General features: G+C 44.5%; 25 protein-coding genes. 12 read left to right on the plus strand and 13 right to left on the minus strand.

The features are described 5' to 3' along the window. From nuoL to dxs, 11 genes are all read right to left on the minus strand, one after another. The coding region (nuoL, locus tag B5F78_RS10420; RefSeq protein WP_140400117.1) for an NADH-quinone oxidoreductase subunit L at nucleotides 1-1,532 on the minus strand (1,532 nt) is incomplete at its 3' end. Nucleotides 1,533-1,550: 18 nt separating this feature from the next. Then, complete coding sequence (nuoK, locus tag B5F78_RS10425) at nucleotides 1,551-1,862, minus strand: NADH-quinone oxidoreductase subunit NuoK (protein ID WP_022039677.1); 312 nt, start codon at nucleotides 1,860-1,862, stop codon at nucleotides 1,551-1,553. Between the two features lie 16 nt (nucleotides 1,863-1,878). Beyond that, nucleotides 1,879-2,397: an NADH-quinone oxidoreductase subunit J family protein gene (locus tag B5F78_RS10430; RefSeq protein WP_087406658.1), complete on the minus strand. Its 519-nt coding sequence runs from the start codon at nucleotides 2,395-2,397 to the stop codon at nucleotides 1,879-1,881. A gap of 12 nt (nucleotides 2,398-2,409) precedes the next feature. Next, nucleotides 2,410-2,877, minus strand: a complete 468-nt coding sequence (locus B5F78_RS10435) for a 4Fe-4S binding protein (protein WP_022039679.1) — start codon at nucleotides 2,875-2,877, stop codon at nucleotides 2,410-2,412. Nucleotides 2,878-2,889: 12 nt separating this feature from the next. Next, nucleotides 2,890-3,990, minus strand: coding sequence for an NADH-quinone oxidoreductase subunit NuoH (nuoH, locus tag B5F78_RS10440; protein ID WP_087406659.1), 1,101 nt, complete (start codon nucleotides 3,988-3,990; stop codon nucleotides 2,890-2,892). Nucleotides 3,991-4,044: 54 nt separating this feature from the next. Beyond that, nucleotides 4,045-5,646 carry an NADH-quinone oxidoreductase subunit C gene (locus B5F78_RS10445; RefSeq protein WP_087406665.1) on the minus strand — a complete coding sequence of 534 codons (1,602 nt, stop codon included), beginning with the start codon at nucleotides 5,644-5,646 and terminating at the stop codon, nucleotides 4,045-4,047. A 14-nt stretch (nucleotides 5,647-5,660) separates the two neighbouring features. Continuing rightward, nucleotides 5,661-6,287 (minus strand): NADH-quinone oxidoreductase subunit B, encoded by a 627-nt coding sequence (locus B5F78_RS10450; protein WP_087210640.1) that lies wholly within the window; start codon nucleotides 6,285-6,287, stop codon nucleotides 5,661-5,663. Further along, the gene (locus B5F78_RS10455; protein ID WP_022039683.1) at nucleotides 6,278-6,628 is read right to left on the minus strand and encodes an NADH-quinone oxidoreductase subunit A; all 351 of its coding nucleotides are present in this window, start codon (nucleotides 6,626-6,628) and stop codon (nucleotides 6,278-6,280) included. Before B5F78_RS10455 ends, B5F78_RS10450 begins: the two co-directional genes overlap by 10 nt. 276 nt (nucleotides 6,629-6,904) lie before the next feature. Next, the gene (locus tag B5F78_RS17235; RefSeq protein WP_162608527.1) at nucleotides 6,905-7,522 is read right to left on the minus strand and encodes a hypothetical protein; all 618 of its coding nucleotides are present in this window, start codon (nucleotides 7,520-7,522) and stop codon (nucleotides 6,905-6,907) included. 25 nt (nucleotides 7,523-7,547) lie between these two features. Beyond that, entirely contained in the window at nucleotides 7,548-8,888 is a 1,341-nt protein-coding gene (trkA, locus tag B5F78_RS10460; protein WP_022039685.1) for a Trk system potassium transporter TrkA, read from the minus strand. Next, a complete protein-coding gene (gene dxs / locus B5F78_RS10465; RefSeq protein ID WP_087406660.1) occupies nucleotides 8,885-10,792 on the minus strand; it encodes a 1-deoxy-D-xylulose-5-phosphate synthase in 1,908 nt (635 codons plus the stop codon). Before dxs ends, trkA begins: the two co-directional genes overlap by 4 nt. A 92-nt stretch (nucleotides 10,793-10,884) precedes the next feature. Here dxs and B5F78_RS10470 point away from each other — a divergent pair, with 92 nt between their 5' ends. The 11 genes from B5F78_RS10470 to radC all read left to right on the plus strand — a co-directional run bounded on the left by B5F78_RS10470 (nucleotide 10,885) and on the right by radC (nucleotide 22,511). Further along, nucleotides 10,885-11,874: a GSCFA domain-containing protein gene (locus tag B5F78_RS10470; RefSeq protein WP_087406661.1), complete on the plus strand. Its 990-nt coding sequence runs from the start codon at nucleotides 10,885-10,887 to the stop codon at nucleotides 11,872-11,874. After that, complete coding sequence (locus tag B5F78_RS10475) at nucleotides 11,850-14,321, plus strand: bifunctional UDP-N-acetylmuramoyl-tripeptide:D-alanyl-D-alanine ligase/alanine racemase (RefSeq protein ID WP_022039688.1); 2,472 nt, start codon at nucleotides 11,850-11,852, stop codon at nucleotides 14,319-14,321. The genes B5F78_RS10470 and B5F78_RS10475 overlap by 25 nt, the downstream gene beginning before the upstream one ends. 288 nt (nucleotides 14,322-14,609) lie before the next feature. Then, on the plus strand, nucleotides 14,610-15,422 hold the full coding sequence (locus B5F78_RS10480; protein ID WP_022039689.1) for a MotA/TolQ/ExbB proton channel family protein: 813 nt from the start codon (nucleotides 14,610-14,612) through the stop codon (nucleotides 15,420-15,422). A 71-nt stretch (nucleotides 15,423-15,493) separates the two neighbouring features. Next, the gene (locus tag B5F78_RS10485; RefSeq protein ID WP_087211778.1) at nucleotides 15,494-16,099 is read left to right on the plus strand and encodes an ExbD/TolR family protein; all 606 of its coding nucleotides are present in this window, start codon (nucleotides 15,494-15,496) and stop codon (nucleotides 16,097-16,099) included. Between the two features lie 18 nt (nucleotides 16,100-16,117). Then, complete coding sequence (locus B5F78_RS10490) at nucleotides 16,118-16,774, plus strand: ExbD/TolR family protein (RefSeq protein WP_022039691.1); 657 nt, start codon at nucleotides 16,118-16,120, stop codon at nucleotides 16,772-16,774. A 29-nt stretch (nucleotides 16,775-16,803) separates the two neighbouring features. Continuing rightward, nucleotides 16,804-17,619 (plus strand): energy transducer TonB, encoded by an 816-nt coding sequence (locus B5F78_RS10495; RefSeq protein WP_022039692.1) that lies wholly within the window; start codon nucleotides 16,804-16,806, stop codon nucleotides 17,617-17,619. Nucleotides 17,620-17,637: 18 nt separating this feature from the next. Beyond that, the gene (locus tag B5F78_RS10500) at nucleotides 17,638-18,576 is read left to right on the plus strand and encodes a PstS family phosphate ABC transporter substrate-binding protein (RefSeq protein WP_022039693.1); all 939 of its coding nucleotides are present in this window, start codon (nucleotides 17,638-17,640) and stop codon (nucleotides 18,574-18,576) included. A 20-nt stretch (nucleotides 18,577-18,596) separates the two neighbouring features. After that, nucleotides 18,597-20,072 (plus strand): tetratricopeptide repeat protein, encoded by a 1,476-nt coding sequence (locus B5F78_RS10505; protein WP_087406666.1) that lies wholly within the window; start codon nucleotides 18,597-18,599, stop codon nucleotides 20,070-20,072. Between the two features lie 125 nt (nucleotides 20,073-20,197). Beyond that, nucleotides 20,198-20,836, plus strand: a complete 639-nt coding sequence (locus B5F78_RS10510) for a DedA family protein (protein WP_022039695.1) — start codon at nucleotides 20,198-20,200, stop codon at nucleotides 20,834-20,836. Beyond that, nucleotides 20,833-21,822, plus strand: a complete 990-nt coding sequence (locus tag B5F78_RS10515) for a glycosyltransferase (protein ID WP_022039696.1) — start codon at nucleotides 20,833-20,835, stop codon at nucleotides 21,820-21,822. Before B5F78_RS10510 ends, B5F78_RS10515 begins: the two co-directional genes overlap by 4 nt. Further along, the gene (radC, locus tag B5F78_RS10520) at nucleotides 21,822-22,511 is read left to right on the plus strand and encodes a RadC family protein (protein ID WP_022039697.1); all 690 of its coding nucleotides are present in this window, start codon (nucleotides 21,822-21,824) and stop codon (nucleotides 22,509-22,511) included. The genes B5F78_RS10515 and radC overlap by 1 nt, the downstream gene beginning before the upstream one ends. Nucleotides 22,512-22,546: 35 nt before the next feature. On the opposite strand, the gene B5F78_RS10525 is transcribed toward radC, so the two are convergent. Beyond that, entirely contained in the window at nucleotides 22,547-23,119 is a 573-nt protein-coding gene (locus B5F78_RS10525; protein WP_087406662.1) for a flavodoxin, read from the minus strand. Nucleotides 23,120-23,390: 271 nt separating this feature from the next. Here B5F78_RS10525 and B5F78_RS10530 point away from each other — a divergent pair, with 271 nt between their 5' ends. Beyond that, nucleotides 23,391-24,038 (plus strand): CatA-like O-acetyltransferase, encoded by a 648-nt coding sequence (locus B5F78_RS10530; RefSeq protein WP_087406663.1) that lies wholly within the window; start codon nucleotides 23,391-23,393, stop codon nucleotides 24,036-24,038. Between the two features lie 519 nt (nucleotides 24,039-24,557). On the opposite strand, the gene B5F78_RS10535 is transcribed toward B5F78_RS10530, so the two are convergent. Continuing rightward, nucleotides 24,558-25,733: an aldo/keto reductase gene (locus tag B5F78_RS10535; RefSeq protein WP_087406664.1), complete on the minus strand. Its 1,176-nt coding sequence runs from the start codon at nucleotides 25,731-25,733 to the stop codon at nucleotides 24,558-24,560. Between the last annotated feature and the right edge of the window lie 140 nt (nucleotides 25,734-25,873).

Here is a 25,873-nt window from a genome sequence, read left to right on the forward strand (position 1 = left end):
GTTACTGCCACTTGGGTATTCAGGTGGATGTCGTAAGCATGACCGTTAGCTGAAACAAAGTGACCGAACGGAAGAATCCAACCACAAACAATAGTGATGGCTGCAAGTACCATCAGCGGGAAAGTCATGCTCAGCGGACTTTCGTGCGGGGTATGATGTTCGTGCAGTTCCTTATTCTCTGTTCCCCAGAAGATGCCGTAGTACAGACGGAACATGTAGAATGCTGTCATGCCGGCGATAATCGTCATAATCCAACCGATTACCGGACTGAACTGGAAGCAGGCGGTCAAGATTTCATCTTTTGAGAAGAAACCTGAGAACGGAGGGATACCTGCAATAGCCAGGCAGGCAATCAGGAAGGTGATGTGGGTAATCGGCATATACTTGCGCAAACCGCCCATGGTAGACATTTCGTTGCTATGTACGGCATGGATGATACATCCGGCACCCAGGAACAACAAAGCCTTGAACATGGCGTGAGTGAACAGGTGGAACATACCAGCCATATAGCCCAAACCGCCTTCATGCGGGTCGGCAGAAGTACAAACTCCCAGTGCTACCATCATGAAACCAATTTGAGAAATGGTTGAGAAGGCAAGCACACGCTTGATATCGCTCTGCACACAGGCGACAGATGCCGCATAGAAAGCTGTGAATGCACCTACGTATGCTACAAGATGTAGTGTCTCGGGGGCATAACCGATAAACAATGGGAACATGCGGGCTACCAGGTAAACACCGGCAACCACCATGGTAGCAGCATGGATAAGGGCGCTGACTGGTGTAGGACCTTCCATGGCATCGGGCAACCAGATGTGCAACGGGAACATGGCACTCTTACCAGCACCACCAATGAACATCAGTCCGAGGGCTAACGGCAGTACCATACCGCATTTCATCAGCTGTTCCTGTTCGGGAGTGAAAGTAAAGGTTCCCATGTAGAAACCGTAAAGCAGAATACCGATGAGGAAGCCCAAATCGGCAAAACGTGTAACGATGAATGCTTTTTTGCTTGCTGCAATGGCTTCTGGCTTCGTATAATAGAATCCGATAAGCAAATAAGAAGAAACACCCACTAACTCCCAGAACACGTACATCTGGAAAATGTTGGTAGCAAGGACCAATCCCAGCATAGAGAATGAGAAAAGCGACAAGAATGCATAATAACGCTGGAATCCCACTTCTCCTTTCATGTAACCGAATGAGTAGATATGCACCATCAGGCTGACCGTCGAGATGACAACCAGCATCATTACCGAAATCGGGTCGAGCAAGATGCCCATGTCAATGTGCAGCGAGGTGTTGAAGGGTAGCCATTGGATATTCCAAGGCATCAGCGTCTGGAAAACTCCTTCTGCCGTGCGTGGAGCCGTGAAGTATTTGTAAGCGGTGAGGTAGCTCAGAATCGTAACAGCTGTCAGTGACAATGTGCCGATGAGCCCCGCTACGCGATGTTTCATGTACATACCCGTCAGTCCCAATATCAGGAAACTCAGAACGGGCAGCGCGAGTATCAGTATTGTATATTCCATAATCGATAATTGTTTTAGTTATCCTTTCATGTCGGTGATGTCATCGGTCAGGACTTGTTTCACGTTGCGGTACACATTGATGATAATGGCTATCGCTACGGCTGTTTCAGCTGCTGCGATGGCAATACCGAATAACGTGAAGAAATGTCCTTCCAGTTGTCCTGGAAAAAGATAACGGTTGAATACGGCAAAGTTAATGTTCGTTGCATTCAGCATAAGCTCGACGGAGATGAGCAGTGCCAGCAGGTTTTTGCGGGTAAAGAATCCGTAAATACCACAAAACATCATGATGGTACTGATGACCAAGTAATGTATTACATGTATTTCCATAAATTGAACCTCCTGTTTATTTTTCCTTTCGTGCGATCAGGATGCCACCAATCATACATGCCAGCAGCAAGACACTGACTACCTCAAAAGGTAATACAAATTGATATTTATCCGTTCCTACAAGAGCCAAGCCAACTTCGCGTGAGGGAAGTTCTTCTCCCAGCGGGATAGTGTTGAGGGCAAATCCATTGGTGAAAAGCAGCAAGAGAACCAATGCGGCACCTACTATTGTGGTAGCGAGCAGGCTGAATAGCTTGGCTTTGCTTACTTTGTATTTCATGTCTTTGTCCGAACGGGTCAATGCGATAGAGAATACATACAATACAATGATACCTCCGGCATACACCATCAGCTGGACAGCACCCAAGAACGTGTAGCCCAGCATAAAGAATATCGCCGCGGTTCCGAAGAGAACAAACAGCAGGTAGGTAGCGGCACGCAACAGTTTGCCTGTGGTTACAGCAAGTACCGAGCACACTGCAATGGCGAGTGCCACTACGAAGAATACGATATTTTGAAATGATAATATTTCCATATTCTATTTTGATTATTTAGCGAGGGTTGAACCTTCGTGGTTAAGGGTCAAGACGAGCTTGTCTTTCTCGAACACCGCGTTTTCAAAATCGTTGGTGAACTCAATGGCACCATGAGGGCAGGCATTCACACACAAGTTGCAAAACATGCACGAGCCAAGATTGTACTCATATTTGACCAATACTTTTTTCTTCTTTCCGTCGGCATCTTCACGCGTTTCTGTCGTGAGTTTGATTGTGCCGTTCGGGCAATTCATCTGACACAGTCCGCACGCGATGCAGTGATGATGGTTCTCTTCATCGTGAATCATCGTCAGCTTGGCACGGTGGCGTTCGGGGATGTGCAGGGTCGTATGACGGTTTTCAGGATATTGCTCGGTAATTTTCGGTTCCAAAAACACTTTCATCGAAGTGCGCAGGCCGATAAGCAAGCTTTTTAAGCCTGAAGCATATCCTTTTATATAGTCGCTGAAACTTTCCATGTTAATTCTGTATTAAAAAACGAGTCCATAAACTTTGCATACAGCCATCACCAGCATGACGAGCAATGACAACGGCATGATGTATTTCCATTCCAAGGTCAGTACTTGGTCGATACGCAGACGTGGGTAAGTCCAACGCAGCCACATCAGCAGGAATACGACGAAGAACGTTTTTCCCAAGAACCATACAATACCCGGAATGTAGTCCATTACAGCGTTGAATCCGTCAAGACCGGCAATGTGTAGCGGCATCCATCCTCCCAGGAAGAGGGTAGTGGCGATTCCCGATGTGATGAACAGGTTCAGGTATTCTGCCAAGTAAAAGAATCCGAAATGCATACCCGAATATTCGGTATGGTATCCGGCTGTCAGTTCTTGTTCTGCTTCGGCAAGGTCGAACGGGCCACGGTTTGCCTCGGCATTACCTGCAATCAGATAGATGATGAATGCTACGATGGCTACGATATGTCCCTTGAAAATGTTCCAGCCGTTGGCTTGACTCATTACGATTTCGTGGATATCCATTGTTCCACTTAGCATCACCATGGTCAGTACCGTGATTCCGATAGAGATTTCGTAGCTGATGAGCATTGCACCGCTTCGCACGGCACCGATAAGGGTATATTTGCTGTTACTACTCCAACCGGCAAGCAAAATGCCCAGGATACCGATGGAAGAGGCTGCCAGCACAAACAAGATGCCGATGTTCATACTCAGAATTTCTCCACCATTGTGCCAAGGCAGGCAGGAGAACGTCAAGATGGAGGCAAGAATAACAAGGAAAGGAGCCAGACCGTATAGGAATTGGTCGGCATTCTTCAGCTTGAATACTTCCTTGATCAGAATCTTGATAACGTCTGCCGGAACTTGCAGCAGACCTCCTTTGCCACCTACACGGTTGGGACCGATACGGCACTGGAAAGCCGCGCAGACCTTACGTTCCATATAAATAAGGATGATGGCAAGCACGGCATATAATACCAAAATAATAACACCCACAACGACACATTCCAGGAAAATGGCAAGACCTTCCGGCATTATACCGCACAGCCAAGAGTGGATGGCGGCCAAGAGCGGTTGCAGGCTATAGTAATCTAAAAATGCTTGGTTCATATTGGTTTATTCTTAATTTTTAATAGGCTTGCGCCGAACGTTGTTTCTTCTTTCTCATCGGTCGATATCCGGGATAACGAAGTCTACCGAAGCACCGATGGCAATCAGGTCGGCAAATTTCCAGCCACGGCAAAGTGTGTCCATCGCCTGTACCAGTGGCAATCCTGTCGAGCGGAAGTGCATACGGTAAGGAGTCTTGTCACCATGACTTTCGATTACGACACCAAATTCGCCACGGCTTGCCTCTACTGCCGATGTCCAGATACCTTCCGGCAACTTGATAATCGGTTTGGTCTTTACGCGGAATTCACCTGCCGGAATGTTGTCTATCAGTTGTTCGATGATGCGGCATGATTCCATGATTTCGTCCATACGTACCATGTAGCGTGCGAAAGTATCACATTCGTTGTAAGTGATTTGCTTGAAATCCACCTTGTCATACAATGCATACGGGTGGCGTTTGCGCACATCGTTTGCCCATCCTGTAGCACGTCCTGTACCTCCGGTGCATCCCATTGAGATAGCATCTTCTTTGGTCAGGATACCTACGCCTTTCATACGGGTATCAGCAATGACGTTTCCGGTAAAGATATCGTGATAGTCCTTGATGACTTTACGCAGATGCTTGATGAAATCTTTCACTTTCTGGCAGAAAGTGGGGTGAATATCATCTTGCACGCCGCCGATTACGTTATAGTGCTGAATCAGACGTCCTCCTGTAGTTTCCTCGAAGATGTCGAGTATCATCTCTCTTTCACGGAATCCGTAGAAGAACGGAGTCATGGCACCCATATCCAATACCAGACAAGAATAGAACAGCAAGTGAGAATCGATACGTTGAAGCTCGTCCATGATGGTGCGGATGTATTGTGCACGTTCCGAGATTTCGATGCCGGCAGCTTGTTCGATACATGTACACAGTGCGTGGCGGCTTTGGTGGGCACTCAGATAGTCCAGACGGTCGGTCATGCCCAATGTCTGCGGATAAGTCAGGCTTTCGTTCATCTTTTCGATGCCGCGGTGGATGTATCCCAATACGGGATCGACTTTCTTGACCACTTCTCCGTCAAGCGCGATGCGCATACGTAATGCACCGTGTGTAGACGGGTGTTGGGGACCCATGCTTACGACAAAATCATCTTCACCGAACACACGGTGGTCAATGCCTTGCAGGGTTCCGTCGCGTTGCAGACGGTATTCTTTGGTAATATCCGCATTGATTTCATTGTCCAAACGCAAAGGGTTTGATTTCATATCGTAGTCTTTGCGCAGCGGCCAGCCTATCCAGTCTTCCCGCAAGAAAAGACGGCGCATGTCCGGATGGCCGGTAAACAGGATGCCGAAGAAGTCGTATACCTCGCGTTCTTTGATGAGGGCAGTCTTCCATAAATCGCTTACAGTGGGAAGCAACGGCTGTTGGCGGTCGGTTGTTGCGGTGCGGATGGCTATGGAATCGCCCGTTACGGTCGATTCCATGAAGTAGATGGCTCCCAGACCTTCTTCACCCCAGTCCATGCCTACAATGTCGCGCAAGAAATCCATCGGGCTTTGCGGGTCGTTTCTCAATCCTTCTGCCACGTGACGGAAATCGCTTAATGGCACTTTGATGACTCCGGCATTTCCCGGACACACTTCTGCTCCTTGTATTGTCTTCATTACGTCGTCACGTTTCATACCTGACCTCCTTTCGCCTTTTCTGTTTCGTTATCGTTTACCTCATCATTTGCTTCGGTCTTGCGGTTTACACCTCCCAGGTAGCGTTCTACCTTCATTTTGCGTTGCAATTGCATCAAACCGTAATAGAAGGCTTCAGGACGTGGAGGGCAGCCGGGAATGTATACGTCGACAGGAATTACTTTGTCGATACCGTTTACTACGTTGTAGGATTTGATGAACGGACCTCCTGAAATGGTACATCCGCCTACGGCAACTACATACTTGGGCTCTGCCATCTGATCGTACAGACGTTTCATTACAGGAGCAGTACGATAGGTGATGGTACCCATTACCACCAGTACATCGGCTTGGCGAGGGGAGTTACGTGTTACCTCGAATCCGAAACGTGCCATGTCGTAACGTGCGGCACCCAATGCCATGAATTCGATGGCGCAGCAGCTTGTTCCCAGCAACAATCCCCATACAGAATTGCTTCGTCCCCAGTTGATCAGGTCATCGAAAGTGGTCAGGATAACACCTGCACCATCATCGTTCAACTGCTGGACCATGCGTTCCAGATAGTCGTTGTTCTTGAACTCATCATACTGCATAGAGCGGATTTTCGGTTTCTTTATTTCCATTCCAACGCTCCTTTCCGCCAGGCGTATGCCAAGCCCAAAATTAATACTAACAAGAAGAATGATACACACACTAATGCGTAGGCACCGATTTCAGTCACTACATTCGCCCACGGGAAGAGGAATACGGTCTCGATGTCGAACATCAGGAACAAGATGGCAAACAGGTAATAGCCTGCCTTGAACTGTACCCATGACTGTCCGCGGGTCGGGATACCGCACTCATATGGTTCACCCTTTTGCGGGTTGAACGTGTGAGGCGCGATAAGGTTTGAAATCGTCAGTGCCGCTACCACCAGCACAACGGCTGTCAGGATAGCTACAACTAAAAACGTGAAAAACATATATATAATTATATTTGATGATAATTCTCTTGTCGTGTGCGATTACGGCCGGTCTCGGAAAAGGCACACACCATTCCTGCCCTTATAGGTGGCACTATAAAGGATTCATAAAGTATTAGTGTGGGTTTTGTCCGTTTTTTCATTGCTGACCAGTCTGAAAACTGGAGGCAAAGATACGTATTTATTTTTAATTAACAGGAAGCAAAATTGCATAAAAAAGTAGACAAGCGGGCAAATATTTAAGAATCTCTATGTTGGGCTAATGGTAAAAGCGGTTCAGAGGAGGGGTTTGGAGGTGTGAAGACAGTCTGTTGTCAATTCTTGTTGGTCAGGACAGGTGCAAGGCTGGACTGTGTAATTTGATGCAATCGGTATGTGTATGCTGGTGTGGCTTGTCGGGTGGAGGAAGGTGTATGGATGTCCAGAAATGAGAATGTCTGCATCTGACCAATCATTATTCCAGCATATATCAACTGCATGATAAGATGCATTGCAGTCCTTGCCCAGTCCCAGTACCAGTAGGACTGCAGTCCTACTGGTACTGGGACTGGCAACGCAGTTAACTGTCTTTGCCGACACAATCTTATCCCGGAAAAGGACAAGCAATGTCCGCTGCCTCCGCCCCATAATTATGCCCACAATGATGGTATAGCAATAGGGGAATGCGGAACATCCTCGAAAACAATTCACAAAATAAACCTGGGCAAGATTTAGGAACTGTCTCTTAGAAGCTGTTTTGAATTTCTCCAAAAAGTTTTTCTTGGCTTGATGTATCCGTTTTCGTGTGTGCTTTGGGCGATTTTTTGGTCTTTTTCGCTCCTGTTCTTCGTCAGATAGCCCGCTATCTTCCTCATCACAGAAGCGAAAATGCCTCAAAAACTCATCCCAAATCATCGCACGATAAATTCAAAACAGCTTCTTAATTGAAGAATTTTTCTAATTTTTTAATCATCATGTTCAGGCAGAACACCACAACGTGGTCGTTTTCCTGAATGGTAGTGTTACCTGTTACCAAGATACCTTCTCCGTTTCGTATCAGTCCTCCGATGGTAGCTCCTTTGGGTAATCCGGCATCTTTTACCTGCGAACGGGTGATGCGTGCTCCTGCCTTGACGGTAAACTCTGCTACATCGGCATTGGCAAAGGTAAGACATTTCACGTTCGATACGTCTGCATCCAGCATCATCTGGTAAATATGGCTTGCTGCGATGAATTTCTTGTTGATGACACAGCCTATGTCCATGCTTTCAGCCATACTGATGTAGTCTACGTTTTCTACTTGTGCTACGGTTTTGCTCACACCCATCCGTTTGGCTGCAAGGCAGGCAAGGATATTTGTTTCGGCGCTTCCGGTCAGGGCAACGAATGCTTCAGTGTTTTTGATGCCCTCTTCTGTCAGCAGGTCTAAGTCTCGTCCGTCTCCGTTGATAATCATTACTTTATCGTCTACCAGTTCGGTCAGGCGATTGCAACGTGCATAGTCGCTTTCGATAATTTTGGTACGCATGTATTCGGGCATGTATTGTACTGTGCGCACGGCGATGCGGCTTCCTCCCATAATCATCACGTTACGCACGTCGGCATAGTTTTCTTTGCCTGCAATTTTGCGGATATAGGGTATGTATTTTTTTGTGGTGGTAAAATACACAATATCGTTCAGCAGGATAGAGTCATCACCTCTGGGGATGATGGTTTCATTGCCACGCTTGATGGCAACGATGTGGAATGGAATGTTTTGTCCGCCTAGTTCGTAGAGGGGAATGTTTAAGATTTCGGCCGTTTCCCGCATCTTGGTTCCGATAAGCACGAGTGCGCCTCCTGCAAACTCCCACCACTGGCGTATCCAGCTCATCTTGACTGCGTCGACAATGTCTTTTGCTGCCAGCATTTCAGGGTAGATGAGTGAATGTACTCCACGTTTGGCGAAAAATTCCTGGTATTTAGGCAGCAAGTATTCGTAATTGTCGATACGGGCTACGGTTTTCTTGGCTCCTAGTCCGGCAGCAAGCATGCAGGCGGTCATGTTCTGGCTCTCGTTGGGAGTGACGGCTATAAACAAGTCGGCATTTGCCGTTCCTGCTTCTTTCAGTCCGGATATGGAAGTAGGAGAGATGTTGACCGTCATCAGGTCGAAATTGTTGCCAAGTTTTCCCAGTCTGTCTTCGTCTTCATCCATGAGGATGATGTCTTGTTTTTCTCCAGCCAGCAGTTTGGCAAGATGGGTGCCTACTGCGCCTGCTCCTGCAATAATGATTTTCATACTTCAAGTAAATGAATAAGTGTGTTATATATCGTTGTCTTGTCTATACCACAGATGGCATGTAAGGCTTCTACGGGTCCGTGTGGAATGAAACGGTCGGGGATGCCCAGTCGTTTGACGACAGGTGTATATCCGTTATCGGACATGAATTCGAGTATGGCACTGCCCATTCCTCCTTTCAGGATGCCGTCTTCTACGGTAACGATACGATGGAATCGTTTTCCTATTTCGTGGAGCATGGCTTCGTCTAATGGTTTCAGAAAACGTAAGTCATAATGGGCAATGCTCTTCCCTGTATGTGCCTCGCTTTCGGTAATAGCCTGTGCGGCATCGTTGCCGATGGGACCGATGGTGATAACGGCAAGGTCGGAACCGTCTTTCAGCTTTCTGCCTTTTCCTACCTCGATGGCTTCAAACGGACATTTCCAGTCAGTCTGTGTTCCTCTACCACGTGGATATCGGATAGCGAATGGTCCTTGGTCGGGTAGTTGTGCCGTGTACATCAGTTTACGTAGCTCGTGTTCGTCGTATGGTGATGCGATGGTCAAGTTAGGAATAGGGCGCAAATAAGCCAAATCGAATATACCGTGATGAGTCGGTCCGTCTTCTCCTACCAATCCTGCACGGTCTAGGCATAGCACTACGTTCAACCGCTGGATAGCTATGTCGTGAATGATGTTATCGTAGGCACGTTGCATAAATGATGAGTAGATATTACAGAACGGTTGTAATCCTTCTTTTGCCATTCCTCCTGAAAAAGTTACGGCGTGTCCTTCGGCGATGCCTACGTCAAAAGCCCGGTCGGGCATGGCTTTCATCAATATGTTCATCGAACATCCGGTAGGCATGGCAGGGGTGACACCGATAATTTTCTTGTTTTGCCTTGCCAGTTCCAATAAGGTATTGCCAAATACGTCCTGAAACAAGGGAGGCATTCCGGTAGTGTCAGGAATGATACGTTCACCGGTTTCTTTATTGAATTTTCCGGGAGCGTGCCAAAGGGTCGCTTCTTTTTCAGCCGGTTTGAACCCTTTGCCTTTAACGGTATGGATATGCAACAGTTTTGGTCCTTTCATGTCCTTTATTTCTTTCAGGACTTTGGTCAGTGAAAGCACGTCGTGTCCGTTTACTGGCCCGAAATAGCGGATGTTCATTCCTTCGAAAATGTTTTGCTGTTGGGTCAATACCGATTTTAGGCTGTTGTTGAACCTCAGCAGGCTTTTTTGGCGTTCTTCTGTCAGAATGCCTATTTTACGCAGCTTTTGAGCGATGGCAAAACGCAGACGGTTGTATCCTTCCGAGGTTTGCAGGTTCAGCAGGTATTGTTTCATGCCTCCTACGCTACGGTCGATGGCCATGTTGTTGTCGTTAAGGATAATCAACAGGTTATTGGGAGTGGATGAGGCATTGTTCAGTCCTTCGAAAGCCAGTCCGCCACTCATTGACCCGTCTCCGATGATGGCTACTACATGCCGGTCGTCTTCTCCTTTTCGCGAGGCGGCGACCGCCATTCCTAATGCGGCAGAGATGGAATTGGATGCGTGTCCGCAGGTGAATGTATCGTATTCGCTTTCGGCAGGTGAGGGAAAGGGGCACAAACCGTTCAGTTTCCGGTTGGTGCAGAACTGGTCACGGCGTCCGGTCAGAATCTTGTGACCGTATGCCTGATGTCCTACGTCCCATACGATGCGGTCGTAGGGAGTGTTGAATACGTAATGAAGGGCAACTGTCAATTCAATAACTCCCAAGCTTGAACCGAAATGCCCAGGATTACGGGAAAGTTCGTCAATAATCATTTCCCTAAGCTCTTTGCAAACTTCCGGAAGTAAATCGGCTGGAAGATGGCGCAAATCCTTTGGACTATCTATTTTGTTCAACAATTCGTAAGAAGTAGCTTGTTCCATCTGATTTCTTTTCAATATTAATGGTGCAAAAGTACAATAAATATGTGTAGAGTGTTTACATTTGTACCAAAAATAACGAATATAGTCTGTTTATGGAGTTTAGAACAAAAGTGGATTTACCTGTAGGGATGCCTCCAGTCAATCATTCGGATGTGTTGATGTTGTGGGGATCTTGCTTTGCTGAAAATATCGGGAAGTTGTTTATAGATTATAAATTCAGGTGTGATGTGAACCCGTTTGGTGTGTTATACAATCCAAGTTCGATAGCTGAGGCTATTTCGCAGGTGGATTGTCCTTTTATATATAATAAGGAAAATCTGAAGGAATATCAGGGTGTTTGGTATAGCTTGATGCATCATAGCAGTTTCTCGTCGCGCAATCCCGAAGAATGTCTGACTAAAATCAATGCCCGGTTGCTACATGCTAGAGAATGTCTGCATCAGGCACATTGGGTGATGTTCACTTGGGGAACCGCTTGGGTATATGAGTGGAAAGAAAACGGACAGGTAGTGGGGAACTGTCATAAATTGCCTGGGAATTGTTTTAACCGTCGGTTGTTGGGAGTAGATGAAATCGTAGGGGCTTATTCCTTGTTGGTGGAGAGGTTGTCAGCGTTGAAGCCTGATTTGCACTTTTTGTTTACAGTGAGTCCTATCCGTCATGTAAAAGATGGTATGCATGGTAATCAAATCAGTAAATCTGTGTTGTTGTTGGCCGTGCAAAAACTGATAGACGCCTATCCAGCCCGTTGTTTTTATTTTCCTTCTTATGAAATCATGGTGGATGAATTACGTGATTACCGTTTTTATGCTGATGATATGTTGCATCCGTCATTTCAAGCTGTCCATTATATATGGGAATGTTTTGGGCAGACTTTTTTCCCGCCGGCTACCCACCGCTTCCTTAAAGATTGGGAAGTGGTGAAAAAAGGACTGGAACATCGTCCGTTTGACCCTGATTCGAAGCAATATCAGCGTTTTTTAAGTCAAATACTGTTAAACATAGAAGCGCTAAAAGAAAAATTCGCGTACTTAGATGTCCAAAATGAAATTAATCTATGTCAAGCTCGATTGAAGAAATAGTCTCCGTAATAGGAGCAAATCGTGTCGGAGACCGTCCGGCACAGGTTGATTGGATACTGACTGATAGTCGTTCGTTATGTTTTCCGGAAGAAACATTGTTTTTTGCGCTGAAGACTAAACGCAATGACGGCCATAAGTATATTGAAGAATTGTATGCACGGGGTGTATATAATTTTGTAGTTACTGAAATTCCGAAAAAGATGCAGGGCTGTAAAGATATAAACTTTCTGGTCGTGAGTAATGTGCTGAAAGCTTTACAGCGTTTGGCTGCTAAGCATCGTGAGCAATTCGATGTCCCTGTTGTGGGCATTACGGGAAGTAATGGGAAAACGGTGGTAAAGGAATGGCTTTACCAGTTGCTAAGCCCGGAACGGAGAATTACACGTTCGCCGCGCAGTTATAATTCTCAGATCGGTGTTCCTTTGTCGGTTTGGATGATGGATTCACATACGGAACTGGGTATTTTCGAAGCAGGTATTTCTGAAATGGGGGAAATGGAAGCCTTAGAGCCTATTATCCGTCCCACTATCGGTGTGTTGACTAATATAGGTGGTGCTCATCAGGAGAATTTTACTTCTTTGCAGGAGAAATGTATGGAGAAATTGCTCTTGTTTAAGGATTGTGATGTAATTATTTATAATGGCGATAATGAACTGATAAGCAGTTGTGTGGCGAAATCGTTGTTCGCAGCGCGTGAAATTGCCTGGTCAATGAAAGATGTGGAACGCCCTCTTTTTGTCGAGAAAATAGAAAAAGATGCTACGGGTACGACTGTGAAATATAGGTATTTGGGATTTTTTAAAGAATACCGTATTCCGTATATTGATGATGCTTCCATTGAAAATTCACTGAATTGCCTGGCGGTAGCTTTATATCTGATGGTCTCGCCTGAGACAATAGCCGAACGGATGGCTTGTCTGGAACCGGTAGCTATGCGGTTGGAAGTGAAAGAGGGTAAAAACGGCTGTGTGTTGATAAATGATAGTTATAATTCAGATTTTGCTTCGTTAGACATAGCACTTGATTTTATGGCAAGGCGGTCTGAAGGTAAAATGCGCCGTCGTACATTGATTCTGTCGGACATTCTGGAGACTGGGCAGCCGGGAAAATTGCTTTATCGCCAAGTCGCAGACTTGGTTCATAGTAGAGGAGTAGACCGGTTAATAGGAGTGGGCGAAGAGATTTCGGCTGCTTCGGCTCGTTTCGAAGTGAAGGATAAACAATTTTTCCAGACAACGAAAGAACTGATAGCTTCCGGTGTGCTTGCTTCGTTACGGGGCGATGTCGTCCTGGTGAAGGGGGCACGAGCTTTTCATTTTGATGAGGTGACGGATTTGTTGGAGTTGAAAGTACACGAAACAATTCTGGAAATAAACCTGAATGCTTTGGTCGATAATTTGAATTATTACCGCAATAAACTGAAACCTGAGACCAAATTGATGTGTATGGTCAAGGCATCGGCATACGGGGCTGGTCCGTTTGAAGTGGCAAAGACTTTGGAAGAACACCGGGTTGATTACCTGGCTGTGGCTGTGGCAGATGAAGGAGCTGATTTGCGGAAGGCAGGCATTACTTGCCCTATCATAATCATGAATCCTGAAGTGACGGCATTTAAGACAATGTTTGCCTATCGCCTTGAACCGAATATTTATGGCTTTCGCATTTTGGAAGATCTGATTAAAGCTGCCGAACGGGAAGGAGTGTCTAATTTCCCTATCCATATTAAAATTGATACGGGCATGCACCGCTTAGGGTTCGATCCGTATAACGATATGAAACCGTTGGTTGAACGTTTGAATCGTCAGTCGGCAGTAATACCACGTTCGGTCTTTTCACATCTGGTGGGAAGTGATTCTTCTCGTTTCGATGCTTTTACACGAAAGCAGATTGAAACGTTTGAAGCCGCTTCGGCCGAATTGCAGGCCGGATTTACGCATAAGATTTTACGTCATATTTGTAATACGGCGGGTATCGAACGCTATCCGGGAGCACAATTTGATATGGTACGGTTGGGTATAGGATTGTATGGGATTGATCCTTATACCAATCGTGTCTTGCATAACGTAAGTACGCTGAAAACTACAATTTTGCAAATTCATAATGTATCAGCAGATGAAACTATTGGCTATAGCCGGAAGGGAGTGTTGCACCGTGACTCACGCATTGCCACTGTTCCTATAGGATATGCTGATGGATTGAATCGGCATTTGGGGAACGGTAATGCCTACTGTTTGGTGAATGGACAGAAAGCCCCGTATATAGGCAATATCTGCATGGATGTGTGTATGATTGATGTGACAGGTATAGACTGTAAGGAAGGGGATAAGGTGGTTGTCTTTGGAGATGACCTGCCCGTGACGGTGTTGTCGAATGCTCTTGATACGATACCTTACGAGATTTTGACCAATGTTTCGAATCGCGTAAAACGGGTATATTTTCAAGATTGAAAAGTTGTTTAGTCGTATTTTATGGCAAAATATGAGGCGATTTTTAGCGAGAATGTAGTAAAAGAGGGGGATATTCAAATAAAATTTAAAATTTAAGCCAAAATAATGGCATTTGATTTTGATATGTCATGAATTTCTTTTTTCTTTGTAGCTGTAAAAAACATTTGGGGCAATAAGCCTGCCTGATATCTTTGTTAACGTAAACTAAGAAGACGGTGCAAGTGTGTTGTCCCAGTAAGAAGACCGATATTCAATTAAATTTCTAATTAATATTAAAAGAGTAATTTTATGGAAACTACTAAAAAACAAAAACAAGGATTTAAGGGAATTGAAGCTGCTGGTTTAGTTATTATCGCATGCTTTATTGTTGCATTGTGTATTTACAAGTTCGTGTTGGGCGATCCGTCTAACTTCATGAACAATGACCCGAACAACCACCCGCTGCCGGGTAACATGTTGGGTACTATCTACAAAGGTGGTGTTGTCGTACCGGTTATCCAGACTTTATTGTTGACTGTGTTGGCATTGAGCGTTGAGCGTTATTTCACTATCCGTGCTGCTTTTGGCCGTGGTAAATTGGTTAAATTCGTTGCTCAGATTAAAGATGCTCTGGCAAAGAATGATATGGAAGCTGCTCAGGCATTGTGCGACAAGCAACGCGGTTCTGTAGCAAATGTAGTAGGTGCAACTTTGCAGACTTATCGTGAGATGGAACAAAATGCTGAATTGGATAAAGACCAGAAGGTATTGGCTATCCAAAAATCATTGGAAGAAGCTACTGCATTGGAAATGCCGATGTTGCAGCAGAACTTGCCGATTATCGGTACGATTACTACATTGGGTACATTGATGGGATTGCTCGGTACAGTTATCGGTATGATCCGTTCATTTGCCGCTCTGTCTGCTGGTGGTGGTACTGACTCAGTTGCGTTGTCAACCGGTATTTCTGAAGCCTTGATCAACACTGCATTCGGTATCTTGACTGGTGCGTTGGCAGTTATTTCTTACAACTACTTTACTAACAAGATTGATAAACTGACTTACAGCCTTGACGAAGTAGGCTTCTCTATCGTACAGACATTCAACGCTACCCATAAATAAACAAGAGACACTTATTGGTCTTTTGTGTAAGACGGAAAACGTTATAACTAATTTTTAATAAATAGTTAATTATGGGTAAAGTTCAAATAAAAAAGAAGTCCATGTTTATCGACATGACTGCCATGAGTGACGTGACCGTGTTGCTGCTTACTTTCTTTATGTTGACAGGTAACTTCATTAAGAAAGAGCCGGTACAGGTCGTTACTCCGGGTTCGGTTTCCGAAATCAAGATTCCGGAAACGAACATTCTGCAGATTCTTGTCGAACCGAGTGGCAAGATTTTTATGAGTCTTGACAAACAGCAGGATATGGCAGCTACATTGGAAGCCGTAGGAAAAGAATATGGTCTGAGTTTCACTCCGGAAGAAGTGAAAAAGTTCTCGGTATTCCAAACGTTCGGCGTTCCAATGAAGAATATGAAGCAGTTCCTCGCACTTCCAGGCGAAGAGCAGGACAAGATATTGAAGGATTACGGAATTCCTTGTGACAGTGTGGACAACCAATTTAAGGCTTGGATACGTAATGCACGTGCAACAAACCGCGACTTGCGTATTGCTATCAAGGCCGACCAAAGTACTCCTTATTCTGTCATTAAGAACGTGATGAGTTCTCTTCAAGATTTGAAGGAAAACAGATACAATCTGATTACTTCATTGAAACAAGTGTCTGACGAATAAAAAAGGAGAATTTTAAATATGGCTGAAATACAAGATAATGGTGGAGGCAAAAAAGGTAAAGGATCAAAGCAGAAAAAAATGGCTGTTCGCGTCGACTTCACGCCGATGGTGGATATGAACATGCTTTTGATTACTTTCTTTATGCTCTGTACCTCGTTGAGCAAACCTCAGACGATGGAAATTAGTATGCCGACCAATGATGAGAATATTACTGAAGACCAGCAGAATAAAGTAAAGGCTTCGCAAGCTCTTACAATGCTGTTGGATGCAGATAATAAGCTCTATTATTATGAAGGCGAACCTAATTACGAGGATTATACTTCTTTGAAAGAAACCGATTATACTGCCAATGGTATCCGTAAAGTATTGCTCCGCAAGAACTACGAAGCCGTGAAGAAAGTAGAAGAGTTGAAGCAGAAGAAGGCTAATCTGGAAATTACGGAAGACGAGTACAAAAAGCAGGTATCGGAAGTAAAGGCTGCCAAAAATACACCGACTGTGATTATTAAGGCAACCGATAAATCTACTTACAAGAACCTGATTGACGCGTTGGATGAAATGCAGATTTGCAGTATCGGTAAATATGTGATTGTTGACATTACGGAAGGAGATCAGTTCCTGATCGACAATTATAATTCCAAGGGTCAGCTGACCAGAGATGCAGCAGCTAGTTGAAATGTGTAACACCTTAAAAAGAAAAGAATATGGCAAAAATAGATTTGATTTCTTTGGAATGGTGTGAGCTCATTTTCAAAGATAAAAATAAAGCTTACGGTGCGTATAAAATGCGCCGTGATTTTGGTAGACGTCAGTTGGCTGCTATCATTATTGTAATTGTCGTTGCTGCTGTAGGTTTCTACCTTCCTCGACTGATACAGATGGCTATTCCGGAAAAGGAAGAGGAAATGTTGGAAGTAACACAGCTTTCACAATTGGAAGAACCTGAAGTTAAGCAAGAAGAGTTGGTAAAACCGGTAGAACAGATCGCTCCTCCTCCTCAGTTGAAGAGTACCATCAAATTTACTGCTCCGGTCATTAAGAAAGATGAAGAAGTAGCAGACGAAGATGAATTGAAGAGTCAGGACGAGTTGACCGAATCAAAGGTGCAGATTTCTATTGCCGATGTGAAGGGTAACAACGAATTGGAAGGTGCTGATATCGCTGATTTGCAAGAAGTGATTACACAAGCTCCTGAAGAGAAAGAAGAACCTTACACGATGGTAGAACAGATGCCGCAGTTCCCAGGTGGTCCGGCTGAATTGATGAAATACATTTCGAAGAATCTGCGTTATCCGGCTATTGCTCAGGAAAACGGTATTCAGGGACGTGTTATTTTGCGATTTGTCGTGACAGCAGAAGGTAATGTGGAAGATGTGCAGGTTTTGCGTTCTTTGGATCCCTATTGTGACAAAGAAGCTGTACGTGTAGTACAATCTTTGCCGAAGTGGATTCCGGGTAAGCAGAATGGACGTAATGTACCGGTATATTACACTTGTCCGATTGTATTTAGATTGCAGTAATATTTTAAGGAAGCGTGTATGAAAGGAAGTCTTTTAGGTTGTGTTTGTTTACTTTTGGCGTTGGTTTCTTGTAGTCAGAAGCAGGCGGGCGATGGTCAGACTTTGTATTCGGGTTCCATAAAGATTGCAGTAGATGAATCGCTGCGGCCGATTATGGAAGAAGAATTGCAAGTGTATCTGGCATTGACTCCAGAGGCTGAAGTAACTCCTATTTATTGTAGTGAGGTGGAAGCCATTAATTTGCTTTTGCAAGATAGTGTGCGGCTGGCGATTGCAAACCGGCGCTTGAGTGATAAAGAACTGGCTTCTTTTCATACGCGCAAATTCTTTCCAGAGTCCATTCGAATGGCAGTGAGTGGCATTGCTCTGATTACGAATCTGGAGAATGAAGATTCGTTGATAACAGTAGGGCAGTTCCGTCAAATTTTGACTGGTAAAGTAAAATCGTGGAAAGAGTTATATCCGACCTCTCGTTTAGGTGATTTGAATGTAGTGTTTGATAATCCTAATTCGGGAACTATACATTATGCTATTGATTCAATCTGTAAAGGCGAGCCGTTGGCTTCAAATTTGACAGCATTGAAATCGAATGAGGAAGTTATCGAGTATGTATCTAAGACTCCTAATGCGTTGGGAGTTATCGGAGCTAACTGGGTAGGTAATGCAGCAGATTCTACTCACCTTACGTTTAATGAAAGTGTAAAGGTGATGTCTGTCAGCAATTCAGGACATGCGACGGTAGGAAACAGTTATAAGCCCTATCAGGCTTATCTTGCTTTGAGAGAATATCCATTGGTTCATGATGTCTTTATTTTAATAAACGATCCACGTAGTGCTTTGCCAACCGGTTTGATGACTTTCCTTACAAGTGACAAAGGACAAAGAATTATCCTGAAGTCGGGTATTGTGCCGGCAACGCAGCCTGTTCGTTTAGTGAATGTGAAAGATGAGTTTTAATAAGGAATTAATATATGATTATGAAAACTAGAGTTTTGAGTGCATTTTGTTTGAGCTTTGTGTTGTCTGCTTCTCTGTATGCTCAGGAGCCTTTGACTCCCGATATGACAAAGCAGATTGACAAGATTGCTGCAATGATTAAAGATAATCCAGATGCTGCTGAAGATGCTTTCGATGAACTTCTGAAAGGTAAAAATAAAAAGAATGTATCTTTGTTGGTTGCCATTGGTAAAGCATATTTAGACAATGGTAAAATCGATGCAGCGAAAGAATATGCAGAACGTGCAAGAAAAGTGGATTCGAAAAATGGAGAGAGTTATGTTCTGCAGGGAGATATTGCTCTGTCTGTGAAAGATGTGGGTACAGCTTGCGGTTATTATGAACAAGCTATCTTGTTTGACGAGGATTGTTATGATGCATATTATAAGTATGCAAATGCATATATTGGTGTAAATCCTCAGTTGTCAGTAAATATGTTGCTGAAGCTGAAAGAAAAACATCCGACAGAAATTCGTGTTGACCGAGAATTGGCAAATGCTTATTATCAGATGGGTAGTTATGGTAAAGCTAAACAGGTCTTTGATGAATATATGCAAAAAGGAAATCCGGATGTGCAGGATTATTCACGCTATTCGATGTTGCTTTATTTAAATAAAGATTATGCACAGTCATTAGACATGGTCAATAAAGGTTTGGCTATGGAAGCAGACAATCATTTGTTGAAGCGCTTGAAAATGTATGACTTGTATGAAACGAAGGCATATACAGAGGGTATTCAGGCTTCAGATGTATTCTTTGCTGACCCGAACAATCCGGATTATGTATATATGGATTATTTGTATCGGGGACGTCTGTACGCAGCCAATAATGAAGTAGATAAGGCTATGGTCGAATTTGATAAGGCCATGAAAGCAGATGAAAAGAGTGAACATCCTGAAATAGCTAAAGAAGCTTCAGAAGCACAACAGAAAGCGCAAAACTATCCGGAGGCCATCCGTTTTTATCAGTTGTATTTAGACGGTATGAAGGATAAGGCTGAAGTGACAGACTTGTTCATGTTTGGCCGTTTGTATTATATGGCTGCGGGTGCGATGACGCCGACTCCGGGTGATTCTACAACCAATCAGTCTGTAGCCGCTGTAGATACTATCCAGCGTAAAGCGTATTTGATGGAAGCTGATACTATTTTTGCCCAGGTTGCTGAGCGGGTGCCTGATAATTATTTGGGTAATTTTTGGCGTGCGCGTACAAATGCTATGCTTGATCCTGAAACTACAATGGGATTGGCAAAACCTTATTACGAAAAGGCACTTGCTATTTTGGAGCAGAATCCGAAAGCATCAAAGAATGTGCTTATCGAATGTGAAAGTTACTTGGGGTATTATTATTTCTTGAAAGAGGAATATGAACAATCTAAGGTTTATTGGGAAAAGATTCTTGCGATAGATCCGGAGAATCCTACAGCCAAACAGGCAATGGAAGGTCTCAAGCCTTAGTATTTAAATATATAGATTAAAGATTTCAACGTTAAGGACACTGCAGGAGGCTCATGCGATATGCTTGTTTCTGTGCAGTGTCCTTTTGTTTTTGATTTATAAGTTTGTTTAATTAATTACGTATAATGGATTTTATTATTGATTTTGTTTTGCATATCGACAGGTATATGATTGATATTGTGCAGAATTATCATACTTGGACATATGCTATTTTGTTTCTTGTCATTTTTTGTGAAACAGGTTTGGTAGTTACTCCATTTTTGCCTGGCGATTCTCTGTTGTTTGTTGCAGGTGCCATTACCGCTTTACCGGATATGCCGTTGGAAATACATACATTGGTACTTGTCGTTTTTCTGGCAGCAGTATTGGGGGATTCGTGCAATTATATGATTGGGCATTTTCTAGGGCAGAAGTTATTTAGTAATCCTAATTCGAAAATATTCAAGCAAAGTTATTTGAATAAGACCCATGATTTTTTTAAGAAGTATGGAGGCAAGACCATTATTATAGCCCGTTTTGTCCCTATTGTCCGCACTTTTGCTCCGTTTGTAGCTGGTATGGGTAAGATGCATTATTATTATTTTATGTGTTATAACCTGATTGGTGCCGCTTTGTGGGTTGCCTTGTTTGCCTATGCGGGACATTTCTTTGGAGATCTTCCTTTTGTACAAGAAAACTTGAAATTGCTGCTTGTGGCTATTATCTTTATTTCTTTGTTGCCGGCTGTATTTGAAGTAGTACGTGCTAAACTGAAAAAAGGATGAAATATTCGTTGATTATTCCTGTCTACAATCGTCCGGATGAAGTGGATGAATTGTTAGATAGTTTGACAAAACAGCATTATACGGAATTTGAAGTGCTCGTGGTAGAAGACGGGTCTTCAAATTCCTGTGAGTCTGTGGTAGACAGGTATGCAGAATTATTAAATATACATTATTTTGTAAAATCTAATTCAGGTCCTGGACAAACGCGGAATTATGGAGCGGAGCGCAGTCATGGCGAATACCTGATTATATTGGACTCTGATTGTGTGTTGCCTCCAGGTTATCTTGATGCGATAGAGGCTGAACTGCAAAGAAACCCTGCTGATGCTTTTGGGGGACCGGACCGTGCGAATGATTCGTTTTCTTCCATCCAAAAGGCTATTAATTATGCCATGACTTCTTTTTTTACAACTGGAGGTATTCGGGGAGGTACGAGGAAAATGGATAAGTTCTATCCCCGTAGTTTTAATATGGGAGTACGGAGAGAGGTTTATCAGGCATTGGGAGGATTTTCGAAGATGCGTTTTGGTGAAGATATTGACTTCAGCATCCGGATTTTCCAAAATGGCTATCATTGCCGGCTTTTTCCTGAAGCCTGGGTGTGGCATAAGCGCCGTACGGACTGGCATAAATTTTTCAAGCAAGTATACAATTCGGGGATTGCACGTATTAATCTTTATAAGAAGTATCCAGAATCGCTGAAGTTGGTACACGGGTTACCGGCTGTATTTGTTTTGGGGGTGATTGCTCTTCTGCTGGTTGCTCCGTTCTGTATTTGGAGCTTGTCATTGTTGCTGGTATTTTCTTTGATTATTTTTATTGATGCTTCGGTGCAAAATAAAAGTGTCCGGATTGGTATACTTTCTGTTGTTGCTGCGTTTATCCAATTAACAGGATATGGTTTGGGATTCCTTTGTGCATGGTGGAAACGTTGTGTATGCCGGCAAGGGGAGTTCGCAGCTTTCGAGAAGAATTTTTACCAATAATGGAAAACAAATTGACTATTAATCAGTGGGCAGAAGAAGACCGTCCACGTGAACGGATGATACAGCAAGGTTCAGCAGCATTAAGCAATGCTGAGCTGCTTGCTATTCTGATAGGCTCTGGCAGTCAGGAAGATTCGGCTGTGGGACTGATGCGGAAAGTGCTTGACTGCTATCACAACAGCCTGAGTGAATTAGGGAGAGCTAATATTGAGGATTTATGCCATTTTAAAGGTATTGGCCTGGCAAAAGCCGTGACGATTCTTGCTGCTTCAGAATTGGGAAAGCGACGCATGGAAGAGGAGCCTAAAGAGCGGAAGCAAATTCGTACGTCCCGTGATATTTATGAGCTTTTTTACCCGTTGATGTGTGACTTGCCAATTGAGGAATGTTGGATATTGCTGCTTAACCAGTCTTCGAAAATTATAGATCGTGTCCGTATCAGTCAGGGTGGACTGGCTTCCACTCAGGTAGATGTGCGTTGTATTTTGCGGGAGGCTTTATTGAAACGTGCGGTATCACTGGTGCTTTGTCACAATCATCCTTCCGGCAATATTTCTCCTAGTCCTGACGATGACCGTCTGACTCAATCGGTAAAGCAAGCTTCTGCGCTGATGAACATACGTTTGCTTGACCACTTGATTGTGACAGACGGTTCTTATTATAGTTACTCTGATGAGGGAAGAATGTGAAGAAACAGTATCGTTTCAAGCGTTATTGCCGGTCTTTATTGATTGTTAAGGTTGGTTATCCAATTTTGTATGGCATCGTTGCTCATTCCGTTCAGTAACTTTCCTTCTTTCCAGTTCAGGCTTGGATAGGATTTTTTCAATTCGGAAACACTGTTACTGATACTGCTTCCACCGGAAGTGGCGAACGGAATAAGGGTTTTGCCTTTCAGGTCATGACTTTCAATGAATGTGTTGATGATTCTTGGAGCAAGGTTCCACCAGATAGGATAGCCGATAAAAACGACATCATATCCGGCAATGTCCGTTTTCGTTGCTTTAAGTGTCGGACGGGATTGGGCATCGTCCATCTCTACTGAACTACGTGACTGGCGGTTGTTCCAGTCGAGGTCAGCCTCAGTATAAGGGCTCTGAGGTGCAATTTCGAACAGTTCTCCTCCGGTAATGTCTGCAATGTTACGAGCGACTTGGGCAGTGGTTCCGGTTGCTGAAAAATAAGCGACCAACGTCTTGGATGATGTGTTGCTTACATTAGGTTTGTCTTTCTTTTGGGCGCAGGCGGTAAAGCAGATGGCAAGTACTGCCGCGATGGATAATAAAATCTTGTTCATAACGTAATGTTTTTATTTCAAATGATTATTATCTGTTGAGCCATTATTAATCTCTTTCAGCCACTCTGTTAGCATAGTATGGCAATTGTCAGTCTGTGACGAACGTATCCACAGGCTGGGTGTCATTGTTTTCTACAAAGATAGTGCGAATGTGTAACATCGTTTTTGCCCTTCGGCTCAAAGTGTTTTGTTGTGAGGGTCAAAGCAGGGAAATCACTGTTTTTCCTTGCTCTGCTTTCCGATTTTTGCTATCTTCGTAAGCAAAAATAATATGAGCGCATCATTTCATATCATAGACAAATCTACGTGGGAACGAACTATTTACTTTGATTACTACTATTCCCAAATCAAATGTAAATACAACCTCAATGCCAACATTGACATTACCCACCTTGTAAGCGAACAGAAAAGAAGAGGAATCAGGTTCTTTCCTACGATGCTTTATGTCATTATGAAAGCTGTCAATCAGAACAAAGAATTTCGTATGAGTTTCAACGTAAATGGAGAGTTGGGGTATTGGGAAGAGGTTGTTCCATGTTACACCTTGTTTCACCCGGAAACCAGGACATTTACAGATATCTGGAGCGAATATTATGATGATTTCGATACGTTCTACCACACCGTTGTAGAAGATATGGAAAAATACCGCAATGTGACAGGAGTCATTAAAGCACGTCCTGAACAACCAGCTAATTTTTGTCCCATCTCATGCCTGCCGTGGCTGAGTTTTACAGCCTTTGCACAAGATACTTATACGGAAAGTGCGTTTCTTTTTCCGCTCATTAAATTCGGGAAATATTTCGAGGCGAATGGACGTGTGAAGATACCGATTTCTGTCTTCGTCAGTCATGCTGTAGCCGATGGGTATCATACGTGCAAGCTTATTAATGATATGCAGGACATCGCACGGCAATTCTAATCAGATTTATACTTTAAGCGGCATTAAAATGTGCATTTTCTTGTTTTGAATTTCTCCAAAAAGTTATTCTCGTCTTGATGTATCCGTTTTCGTGTGTGCTTTGGGCGATTGGGGGATCCTTCTGTTCTTCGTCAGAAAACTCACTATTTTCCTCATAATAGAGACGCAAAATTTTGCGGTTGAAAAATCATCCCCAATCATCACACGATAAATTCAAAGCAGTTTCTTACTGACTGCCGCCCTTCCAGATAATATCATTGCAAGACGCAGCCGGTTGCGGAAGTCTGCGGATATAGGTGCGTCGGCAAACGCATATAGGCTCATCCGCTGTAAGATTATTAATCTTACACCAGACGAAGGAGGACACAGGGGCACACAGAGTCTTTTAAATTTTTCCTTTGTGGTACTCTGTGGTGAATAGTTATGTTTCATTAAAATACACCAATCCATTCCGCCGCATGGTATAAGAAGTTCTGAAGATCCCCTGCAAGCGGAACGGCAGGCAAGGGATTTTTAATTTCAGAATCCCACTTGTTTCTGTTGTTCGGCATTGTAGCGGTCGCCCGTTACGGGAATGGCGGCTACGGCATCCTCCAGCTGTTTCCACTCTTCGGCAGAGAGGGTGAAGTCCAGTGTGCGCAGGTTTTCTTCGAGGTGCGAGAGCTTCGTGGTGCCGGGAATGGGTACTATCCACGGTTCTTTCTGCAAAAGCCAGCCAAGGGCAAGCTGGGCGGCGGTCATGCCCCGTTCGCGTCCGAAGCGTTGCAGCACATTCACGATGCGATAATTGGTACGCATGGCTTCCGGTGTAAAGTGGGGCAGCGTGGTGCGGTTGTCGTTGTGCGGGTCGAACTCGGTATATTCATTTAAGTCGCCGCCGAGGAAGCCCCGGTTCATCGGACTGTAAGGCACGAAACCGATACCCAGCTCACGGCATACATCCAATACACCGTTCTTCTCTACCTCACGGTGCATCAGGTGGTATTCGCTCTGGATGGCGGTCAGCGGACAGACGGCGTGCGCCTTGCGGATAGTCTCTGCGCTGACCTCGCACATGCCCCAATGCAAGACCTTGCCTTCCTTTATCAAATCGGCGATAGTCCCCGCTACGTCCTCCACCGGCGTGTTGCGGTCGAAGCGATGTTGGTAGAACATCGGAATGACATCGGTGCGCAGGCGTTTCAACGATTCCTCGCAATAGCGGCGGATAGTGGCGGGGCGGCTGTCCTGTCGTCCGGTGGCTTTCCCGTCGATAACTTCATGACCGAACTTGGTCGTCACGTTCACCTTACCTCGAAACTCTCCCAATGCTTTGCCTGCCAGTTCTTCATTGTTCAGCGGACCGTAGATGATAGCGGTGTCAAACAGTGTCACGCCACGGTCCATCGCCTCGTGCAGCAGGCGGATGCACTGCTTTTTGTCGGGATGATAACTGCGGTTGTAGGTCATGCCCATCACACCGAATCCCAATGCCGACACCTCGAAAGCCGCCTTGCCTGTGCCGAGCGTGCGGTGAGCGGTAATCGTTGCGGCTTTGGCATCTCCGGCAAATGCTCCCTTGCTTCCGGCAGCCACGTGGGTGGCAGCCTGTACTTTGCCCAATGCCGGGGAGACAGCCAGAGCTGCGCCCACGGCAGCCGCCGTCTTCAGAAAACCGCGAGGGCTGAAACCTTCTTTCTTGTTCAAGTTTTCCATATTGCCTTTTAAATGAAAAATGCGAATCAGGAGTTAAACGTAGTTATGTTTCACAGGAGTTATCACTTCGTTCAGGAGTTACAGGCCAATAGTCTTACTTCTGAAACCGGCGCAAAAAGGTATTGGCATCTAACTTCCAG

The sequence above is a fragment of the Bacteroides sp. An279 genome (assembly GCF_002159615.1).
Lineage (GTDB): Bacteria > Bacteroidota > Bacteroidia > Bacteroidales > Bacteroidaceae > Phocaeicola > Phocaeicola intestinalis.